Source organism: Kitasatospora sp. NPDC058184, from assembly GCF_042883725.1.
Classification (GTDB): Bacteria; Actinomycetota; Actinomycetes; order Streptomycetales; family Streptomycetaceae; genus Kitasatospora.
Genome location: NZ_JBHVVE010000010.1, coordinates 265,762 through 275,687 on the forward strand (window position 1 = coordinate 265,762; position 9,926 = coordinate 275,687).

Below are 9,926 nucleotides of genomic sequence, written 5' to 3' on the forward strand. Positions count from 1 at the left end.
CCACCTCTTCCCATCGACTCCTCGCACCACCTCTTCGCTCCAACTCGCCATCTCGTCAAAGGACTCCGTGATGGACACCATCGCCGTGGGTTTCGGCGTGCTCGTCGCCGTCGTGCTGCTCATCCTGCTCGCCATGCTGCTGTTCGTGGGCCGCCTGTTCCAGAAGGTCGAGCAGGGCAAGGCACTGATCGTCTCCCGGACGAAGAAGGTGGACGTGACCTTCACCGGCGCGATCGTCCTCCCGGTGCTCCACAAGGCGGAGTTGATGGACATCACCGCCAAGACGGTGGAGATCCACCGGGCCGGGCGGGACGGTCTGATCTGCCGGGACAACATCCGCGCGGACATCCGGATCTCGTTCTTCGTCCGGGTCAACAAGACCGTCGAGGACGTCATCAAGGTCGCGCAGTCGATCGGCACCGCCCGGGCCAGCGATCCGCAGGCGATCCAGGAGTTCTTCGCCGTCAAGTTCGCCGAGGCGCTCAAGACCGTCGGCAAGCAGCTGGACTTCACCGACCTGTACACCCACCGGCACGAGTTCCGGGACCAGATCATCGCGGTCATCGGCACCGACCTCAACGGCTACACCCTTGAGGACGCGGCGATCGACCACCTGGAACAGACCCCGATGAACCAGCTGGACGCCGACAACATCCTGGACGCCCAGGGCATCCGCAAGATCACCGAGCTGACCGCGATCGAGCACGTGCGCACCAACGAGTACCAGCGCACCGAGGAGAAGGAGATCACCCGGCAGAACGTGGACGCCCGGGAGGCCGTCCTGGAGCTGGAGCGCCGGCAGGCCGACGCCGAGATCCGCCAGCGCCGCGAGATCGAGACCCTGCGGGCCAAGGAGGACGCGGTGATCGCCCGGGTGCAGGAGGAGGAGCGGCTCAACGCCCAGACCGCCTTCCTGCGCACCGAGGAGCTGCTCGGGGTGCAGCGGGAGAACCAGGCCCGCGAGGTCGCGGTGGCGCAGAAGAACCGCGAGCGGGTGATCGCGGTGGAGAACGAGCGGATCGAGAAGGACCGTCTGCTGGAGGTCGTCGGCCGCGAGCGGGAGACCCAGCTCGCCACGATCGCCAAGGAGAAGGAGCTCGAGTCCGCCAAGCGCGAGGTCGCCGACGTGGTCCGCGAGCGGGTCGCGGTGGACCGCACCGTCGCCGAGCAGGAGGAGGCCGTCAAGACCCTGCGCGCCACCGAGGAGGCCGAGCGCGTCCGCAAGGCCGTCGTGATCCAGGCCGAGGCCGAGGCGCAGGAGAAGCTCGTCAAGGACATCAAGGCCGCGGAGGCCGCCGAGCAGGCCGCCACCCACAAGGCCCGCGAGGCGCTGGTGCTGGCCGAGGCCCGGCAGCAGGCCGCCGAGCTGGACGCGGCCGCCAAGATCCGGATGGCCGAGGGCGTCCGGGCGGAGGCCGCGGCCGAGGGCCTGGCCCGGGTCCAGGTCCGCGAGCAGGAGGCCGCGGCGGTGGAGAAGGTCGGCCGTGCCGAGGCCGTCGTCCAGGCGGAGAAGGCCAAGGCGGCCGCGCTGGAGATCGGCGGTCGGCTGAAGGCCGAGGCCGAGGGCCTGACCGAGAAGGCCGCGGCGATGGCCAAGCTGGACGAGGCCTCGCGCGGGCACGAGGAGTACCGGCTTCGGCTGGCCGCCGAGAAGGACGTCCGGCTGGCCGGGCTGGACACCCAGCGGCAGATCGCCGAGGCCCAGGCGGCGCTGGTCGCGGCCGGGCTGGAGAAGGCGAAGATCGACATCGTCGGCGGGGACTCGGTGTTCTTCGACCGGCTGGTGCAGTCGGTGTCGGCCGGCAAGAGCGTGGACGCCTTCGTCGCCCACTCGCAGACCGCGCAGACTCTGGCCGGGCCCTGGCTGGACGGGCGGGCGAGCTTCACGGACGACCTCACCCGGGTGCTCTCCTCGGTCTCCACGGCCGACGTGCAGAATCTGACGGTGTCGGCCCTGCTGATGAAGCTGATCGGCTCGGGGGCCGGCGACCAGGCCGGTCAGCTGCGCCAACTGCTGGAGTCGGCACGGAAGCTGGGCGTCGCGGAGACCCCGATCGGGGCGCTGGCCGGCGGGCTCGCCTCGGCCAACGGCTCCAAGTGATCCGCTGAGCGGGCACGCCGACCGCGCTGAGCGGGCACGCTGACCGCGGCTACCGATCCAACCGCATCGATCGCGGCAACCGATTCGACCGAGTCAACTGAGGAACGTGACCGTGACCGTGGACGCCCTCGACGCCCGGCTCGACGCCGGCACCTACGAGGTCCTGCGCGACCGGCTCGCCCGAGCCGCCGCCGAACTCGCCGACCGGGCCCAGGCGTTGAACGCCCGCCGGGTCGCCGAGTTCGGCGGCGGGGAGCTGCGGCTGGCCGGCACCGGACGGCTCACCACCGACCGGGCCTGCCTGCCGCAGGACCTCACCGCCGCCGGCGGGCTGCTGCTGCTCGCCACCCGTCCGACCGAATCCGCCGACGGCGCCGGGGACTTCACCGACGTCCTCGGCCTGCACCACCCCGACCTCTCCCCCGCGCCCGCCGAGGGCACCCTGCTGGACGACCCGCGGCTGCGCCAGGACCTCGCCGACCTGCGGCGCTACTTCCGCGACGCCCGGCTGGAGCGGCTGCGCGCGGTGGACGGCCGGCTGCTCGCCGTCTTCCGCACCGGCCCGACCGCCGCCGACGTCCGGGTGCTGCGCTGGCGCCTGGACGACGGCCTCGCCGACGACGCCCAGCCGTCCTACCTGGACGGGCGCGGCGAACGCGACCACACCCCCGCCGACGGGCAGCAGCTGCCGTGGACCGCCCTCACCCGGGACGACCAGCTGCCCGCCGGCCCCGGCCGCCCGCCCCGCGCCGACCTGGCCGGCGAACTGCTCGTCGGCGTCGACGGCGGCCGGCTGACCATCACCGCCCCGGACGGCCGGGAGCTGCACCGCGAGCCGCTGGCCGAGGCCCTGCAGACGCTCGCCGACGCCCGGATCGCCCACGCCCGGCTCGGCACCCTGCTGCTGGTGCGCGTGCGCCCGTACCAGGAGGAGACCGAGCGGCACCTAGTGGTGCACCTGCCCACCGGCACCGTCACCCGGATCGACGCGCTCGGCCAGGCCTGCCTGCGGCTGCCCGCCGACCAGGGCGTGGCCTTCCCCGGCGGCTGCCACCTGGTGGACGGCACCGTGCGCACCTTCGACCAGCCGGTCGACGGCCTGCGCTACGAGCGCACCCTCCTCTCGCCCAACGGCGAGGACGTGCTGTACGAGTTCCGCTCCCCCGCCGACGGCCGCGCCCTGCTCCAGCCGTACAACAGCGTCCGCCAGGAGGCCGCCGCCCCGCTGCCCTGCCAGGGCTACGCGCTGCTCGCCGACGGCACCCTGATCGCGCTGCGCCCGGCCGAGGACGGGCCGACCCGGCTGCACCCCGTCCAGCTCTGGCAGACCCCGTTCACCAGCGAGCGCTTCGCCGCCGAACAGCCTTCCGGCAGCGGGCCGTTGGCCCGGATCGGCAACGCCGACCTGGTCCGCGGCCTGGCCGACTGCCTGGCCCTGGCCCGGCTGGCCGCGGCCGGCGCCGGCACCCCGGCCGGCCACCAGGCCGTCCTCGCCGCCTGCACCCGCACCGCCGACCGGCACCACTGGCTCGGCCAGGACGGCCTCGGCGACCTCGCCGCGCCGCTCGCCGAGATCCGCGACACCGCCCGGCAGGTCGTCGCCGAGTACGAGGCCGTCGCCCAGCTCACCGCGCACGCCGCCCGGCGGACCGACGAGGCCGCCGAGCACGTCGAGGGCCTGCTGCGCACCGCCCGCGGCGAGACCCTGGCCGACGCCGCCGAGTGGGTCGACCGGCTGGCCGGACTGCGCCGCGCCCAGGGCCGCGTCGAGGCGCTGCGCGACCTGCCGCGCGCCGACCCGGAGCGGATCGACGGGCTCGCCGCGCACCTCGCCGAGGGCCTGGCCGAGGCCGCCGACCGCGCCGTCGGCCAGCTCGCCGAGCCGACCGCCTTCGAGCCCCACCGGCAGCGGGCCGGCGAGCTGGCCGAGCGCTGCGCCGCCATCGCCACCGCCGCCGAGGCCGAGCCGCTGGGCCTCGAACTGGGCGGCCAGAGCGAGGCCCTGCAGACCGTCTCGGAGCTGGTCGGCACCCTCGACCTGGCCGACGCCACCACCCGCACCGCGATCCTCGACCGGCTCGCCGACGTGCTCGGGCTGCTCAACCGGGCCCGGTCCGCGCTGACCGTGCGCCGCCGGGAGCTGCGCACCCGCGAGGCCGCCGCCGAGTTCGCCGCCGAGACCGCCCTGCTCGGCCAGGCCACCACCGCCGCGCTCGCCGCCGCCGACACCCCCGAGGCCTGCGACGAGCAGCTCGGCCGGCTGCTGCTGCGGATCGAGCAGCTGGAGACCCGCTTCGCCGACGCCGACCCGGCGCTCGGCGAGCAGCTCACCGCCCGCCGCACCGAGGTCCACGACGCGCTCACCGCCCGCCGCCAGCACCTGCTGGAGGAGCGGGCCCGGCGCGCCGACCGGCTGGCCGCCTCCGCCGGACGCGTCCTCGACACCCTGCACCGCAGGCTGGCCGGTCTTGACACCGCCGCCGAGATCGACGCCGCCCTCGCCGCCGACCCGACCGCCGTCAAACTCCGCGACCTGGCCGGGCAGTTGACCGCGCTCGGCGACCGGGTCCGGGCCGAGGAGCTGACCGGACGGCTGCGCGCCGCCCGCGGCCGCGCCCACCGGGCCCTGCGCGACCGCGCCGAGCTCGCCGGGGACGGGCCCGGCACCCTGCGGCTGGGCCGGCACCTGTTCGCCGTCACCACCCAGCGCCCCGAACTCGCCCTGGTGCCCTGGCGCGGACGCCCCGCCTTCACCCTCACCGGCACCGACTACCGCTCCCCCGTCACCGACCCGGCCTTCGCCGCCACCGAGCGGTACTGGGACCGCCCGCTGCCCTCGGAGACCCCGCGGCTGTACCGCGCCGAGTACCTCGCGGCGAGCCTGCTGCCGGCCGTCGAGGCGGCGGCGCCGCTCACCGACGCCGAGCTGCTGGAGCACGTCCGGCGGGCCGCCGAGCAGCGCCCGGACGAGGGCTACCAGCGCGGCGTGCACGACCACGACGCCGCGCTGCTGCTCCGCGCCCTGCTCCGACTCGACGCCGAGGCCGGGCTGTTGCGCCACCCGGCGGGCGCCCGGGCGGCCGCGCAGCTGTACTGGGCGCACGGCGCCGACGAGCGGCAGCGGCTGCTCTGGCACACCCGGGCCCGCTCGCTGGGCCTCGCCCGGGACGCCTTCGGGGGCGCCCCGGCGCAGGCCGCGCTGGACGCCCTCGCCCGCGAACTCTCCTCCGCCGTCGCCGACTTCGTCCCGGGAGCGGCGCCCGCCGGGCCCTACCTGGTGGCCGAACTGGCCGCCGCCGCACCCAGCTTCGCCCACTCGACGGGCGCCGCCGCACTGCTCGACAAGTTCCGCGCCGCCCCCGAGTCGGCCGGTCTCACCGAGGCGCTGGCCGCACTGCCCGAGGAGCCCGAGCTGCTGCCCGTACGGCGCCAACTCGCCGCCGCCTGGCTGGAGTCGGGCGCCGTCGACGCCGATCCGGCGGACCTCGCCGAGGCCGCCGCCGCGCTGCTCTGCCCGTCCCTGCCGCGCCGCCCCGCCGAGGGGGCCGTGGGCGCCCGGATCACCGGGCTGCTCGGCGACCACCCGCGGCTCGCGGGCGGAGCGCTCGACCTCCGGCTGGACGAACTGCTCGCCCGGGTGGCGGAGTTCGAGCAGGTCGAGGTGCCCGGCTACCGGGCCTACCAGCGGCTGCGCGGCGAACTGCTGGCCGCCGAGCACGCCCGGCTGCGGATCGACCAGTACCGGCCCGCCCCGCTCAACGGCTTCGTCCGCAACCGGCTGATCGACCAGGTGTACCTGCCGCTGGTCGGCGACAACCTCGCCAAGCAGCTCGGCACCGCCGGGCCCGGCGGACCGGTCGACCGCAGCGGCCTGCTGCTGCTGGTCTCCCCGCCCGGCTACGGCAAGACCACCCTGGTCGAGTACCTCGCCGAGCGGCTCGGCCTGCTGCTGGTCTCCGTCAGCGGCCCCGCGCTCGGCCACCGGGTCACCTCGCTGGACCCGGCCGAGGCCCCCGACGCGACCTCCCGGCGCGAGGTCGAGAAGCTCAACTTCGCCCTGCACGCGGGCGACAACGTGCTGCTCTACCTGGACGACGTCCAGCACACCTCGCCCGAGTTCCTCCAGCGCTTCATCCCGCTGTGCGACGCCCAGCGCCGGATCGACGGCGTCTGGGACGGCGAGGCCCGCGAGTGGGACCTGCGCGGCAAGCGCTTCGCCGTGGTGATGGCCGCCAACCCGTACACCGAGTCCGGCCGCCTCTTCCGGCTGCCCGACATGCTCGCCAACCGCGCCGACGTGTGGAACCTCGGCGACGCCGTCGCCGGGCGCGAGGACCTCTTCGCGCTCAGCTTCGTCGAGAACGCCCTGCCCGCCAGCCCCCACCTGGCCCCGCTCGCCACCGCCGAGCGCGCCGACCTGGACACCCTGCTCGCCCGCGCCGGCGGCCTGCCCGGCGGCACCCTGGCCGGCACCTGGCCCGCCGCCGAGACCGAGCGGATGACCGCCGTCCTCGCCGGCCTGCTCCACCTGCGCTCCACCGTCCTGGCCGTCAACCGCGCCTACCTGGCCTCCGCCGCCCAGGACGACCGCACCCGCACCGAGCCCCCCTTCCTGCTCCAGGGCTCCTACCGCAACATGGCCAAGCTCGCCCAGCGCCTCGACCCCGCCCTCACCCGCCCCGAACTCGACGCCCTGCTCACCGACCACTACCGCGCCGAGGCCCAGCCCCTAGGCGCCGACGCCGAGGCCCAGCTCCTCAAACTCGCCGAACTCCGTGGCACCCTGACAGAGGATCAGGCAACCCGCTGGGCGGAGCTGAAGCGCTCGTGGTCGGAGCGCGGACGAACCGGCGAGCGTCCTTGACCTGAAGGGCGCTTGAGCTCCTACCGTCGTCCGCATGACCTTCACCGCGCGCGAACGCGCCTACCTCACCGGCCAACCGCTGGCCCGCCTGGCCACCACCGGCCCGGACGGCTCCCCGCAGGTCCGGCCGGTGGGGTTCCGGCTCAACGAGGACGGCACCATCGACATCGGCGGACCGGACAACGCCCGCAGCCGCAAGTACCGCAACGCCCGGGACCGCCCCGAGGTGTCCGTCCTGGTCGATGACATGGCGCCCGCCGACGATCCGGTCGCGCCCGGCTGGGGCCGCGGCGTGGAGATCCGCGGCCGGGCGGAGGTGCTCGTCGTCGACGTCCCGCCGGTGGCGCCAGACCGGTTCAGCCGGGACGTCATCCGGGTGCACCCCCGGCGGATCGTCACCTGGAACCTGGAGGCCCTGGGCTCCGCCGCCCGGGACGTCGACTGACACCTCGGCGGGCCCGACTCCCCCGCTGCCCGCCCTCCCCCGCCCCACCGATGGAACGATGACCGCACGATTCACTCCATCGGGGTATCCGCGGGCGGCGGGGGTAGGTGGCGTCGCGAGCCGGGTAACCCGCTGGCATGAGCGCTCAGGGACTCGATCTGGCCGGGCTGCGCAGGGTGTACGGGCGGGCGGGGAGCCGGTGGTTCTACACCCGGGTGGCGCGCAACGCGCGGCACTGGGGATGGACGGAGCCGGGGCAGTCGAAGTGGCGGTTGTGGCGGGCGCAGCGGCAGTTGGAGGACGTGCTGGGGCGCAAGCTGGCGCTGCCGGCCGGGGCGCGGGTGCTGGACGCCGGGTGCGGGGCCGGGGTGGTGGCCCGGGCGATGGCCCTGCGCTTCGGGCTGGCGGTGACGGGGGTCGACGTCCTGGACTTCCACCTCGCCGAGGCGGCCCGGCTCAGCGCCCGGGCCCGGATGGGCGACCGGACGGTGTTCCGCTTCGGGGACTTCCACCGGCTCCCCTTCGACGACGGGGAGTTCGACGGCGCGTACTCGATGGAGACGCTGGTCCACTCCTACGACCCGCCCCGGGCGCTGGCCGAGCTCCACCGGGTGCTGCGCCCGGGCGGCCGGCTGGTGCTGCTCGGCCCGATGAGCACCGGCCCGCTGGACGAAATGGAGCCGGGCGCAAGGGCGTTGATCGAACCGTACCTGGACGCGATGACGATGACCGGCTCCAAGGTCTACCACGCCGGCAACCTGTCGCGGCTGCTCGCCGAGGCCGGCTTCGAGGTCGAGGAGGCGCTGGACGCGACGCCGTACTACCTGCCGACCTCGGAGGCCGTGTACGCGTACTTCCGGCTGCCGTGGGAGATACTGCGGCGCTTCGGCGATCCGGCCAAGTGGCTCAATCTCCGGTCCACGGTGGAGATGTACGGCGTTCGGGAGCACGTCGCCTGGTACGTTCACACGGCTGTCAAGCCATCGAGGTGAACTCCGCGTGGACGAGCGCTCCGCCCCCCTGCCGTACCCCAGTGGCTGGTTCTGCGTCGGCCGGTCCCGGGACCTGCCGCCCGGGCGGGTGCGCACGGTCCGGCTGATGGGCGAGGACGTGGTGCTGTACCGGACCCGCCGGGGCGCGGTGCGCGCGGTCGGCCCGCACTGCCCGCACCTGGGCGCGCACTTCGGGGCGGGCGGGAAGGTCCGGGGCGAGGAGCTGGTCTGCCCGTTCCACGGCTTCGCCTTCGGCCCGGACGGCTCGTGCACCGGTTCGCCGGACGGCATCCGGTTCCGGGGCGCCCTGGCCGGGCGCCGGCTGTGCGAGCGGGACGGCGCGCTGTTCGTCTGGTGCGGCCCCGGCGGCGGCCCCGGCAACGGTTCGGGCGGCGGTCCGGACGGCGGCGCACCGGCCTGGGAGCTGCCGCCGGCGGTCGGGGTTCGGCCGCTGGCGTGGTGGAGCGGGGACGTGCTCTCCCACCCGCAGGAGGTGATGGAGAACAGCGTCGACTTCCGGCACACCCGGGTGCTGCACGGCCTGGACACCCGGGAGACCGCCCCGCCCGAGGTGGCCGGGCCGCTGTTCACCGTCCACCAGCGCACCACGACCCGGTTCCCCGGGCTGGGCGCGGTGAGCCTGGAGCAGCCGGTGACGCTGTTCGGCCTCGGGCTGATGCGCATGGAGGTCGAACTGCCGCAGGTGGGCGGCACCTTGCGGGTGTGGGTGCTGCCGACGCCGGTCGCGCCGTGGCGGACCAGGGTGCGCTTCGCGGTGACCGCCACGGTGCCGGTGCCGGGGGTCGGCGCGGCGCGGGCCGTCGACCGGGCGGCCTCCTGGGCGGCGCTCCAGGCCTCGGTGCGGATCATCAAGCAGGACCGCCCGGTCCTGGACCACAAGCGGTACCTGGCGCGGCCCCGGCTCGTCCCCGGGGAGCGCTCGATCGGGCTGTTCCGCCGGTGGGCGCGGCAGTTCTACCCCGGGCTCCACCCCGAGCCCGCCCCCGGGTTCCACCCTGACCCCCGCGCCGGGCTCCAGCCGGAGCCGGACGCCTCCTGAGCCCCGGTCGGCGCGGCCGGCGCCTCCCAGTCCGGGTCGGGCAGCCCGGGGACGGCCCGCCCCTCGGCCCGCCAGCGCCGGGCCAGTTCGGCGTAGATGGGCGTCTCCGGGCCGGGTTCCGCCACGGGTTCCGGCACGGGCGCCGCCCACGACTGCTCCGGCGGCCGCTCCGGCGGTCTGTCCGGAGCGCCGTGCAGGATCGTTTCCTCAGCCAGCCGCCGTTCCGGTTCCGGCAGCCTCCCAAAACCACTCACACCCGGCCAACGCGCCCCGCCCGTACCGGGACACGGCCACGTCAACCCGGCTCCCCGCAGGTCAACCCCCTGCGGGGAGCCGCCGGTGCGCAGGAAGTCGGCCCACCCGACTTCCTGCGCACGTCCTGTGCCCCCCCCCGCCAACCCCCGGTCGAAAAAACGCCCCAACCCCGCCCCCCCCCCCCCACCAGCACGGCCACGGTGGCCGGC

Annotated in this window: 5 protein-coding genes; all 5 read left to right on the top strand. The window is 75.4% G+C overall.

The window, feature by feature from the left end; translation table 11 throughout:
• The first annotated feature begins 70 nt into the window (after positions 1-70).
• Positions 71-2,101 carry a flotillin family protein gene (locus ACFVXH_RS21325; RefSeq protein ID WP_049655427.1) on the top strand — a complete coding sequence of 677 codons (2,031 nt, stop codon included), beginning with the start codon at positions 71-73 and terminating at the stop codon, positions 2,099-2,101.
• 106 nt (positions 2,102-2,207) lie between these two features.
• Positions 2,208-6,965: a DNA repair ATPase gene (locus tag ACFVXH_RS21330; protein ID WP_387826015.1), complete on the top strand. Its 4,758-nt coding sequence runs from the start codon at positions 2,208-2,210 to the stop codon at positions 6,963-6,965.
• A gap of 34 nt (positions 6,966-6,999) precedes the next feature.
• The gene (locus ACFVXH_RS21335; protein ID WP_387826018.1) at positions 7,000-7,410 is read left to right on the top strand and encodes a PPOX class F420-dependent oxidoreductase; all 411 of its coding nucleotides are present in this window, start codon (positions 7,000-7,002) and stop codon (positions 7,408-7,410) included.
• Positions 7,411-7,547: 137 nt separating this feature from the next.
• On the top strand, positions 7,548-8,402 hold the full coding sequence (locus tag ACFVXH_RS21340) for a class I SAM-dependent methyltransferase (protein WP_074005600.1): 855 nt from the start codon (positions 7,548-7,550) through the stop codon (positions 8,400-8,402).
• Positions 8,403-8,409: 7 nt separating this feature from the next.
• Positions 8,410-9,462, top strand: a complete 1,053-nt coding sequence (locus ACFVXH_RS21345) for an aromatic ring-hydroxylating dioxygenase subunit alpha (protein ID WP_387826021.1) — start codon at positions 8,410-8,412, stop codon at positions 9,460-9,462.
• The last annotated feature ends 464 nt before the right edge of the window (positions 9,463-9,926 follow it).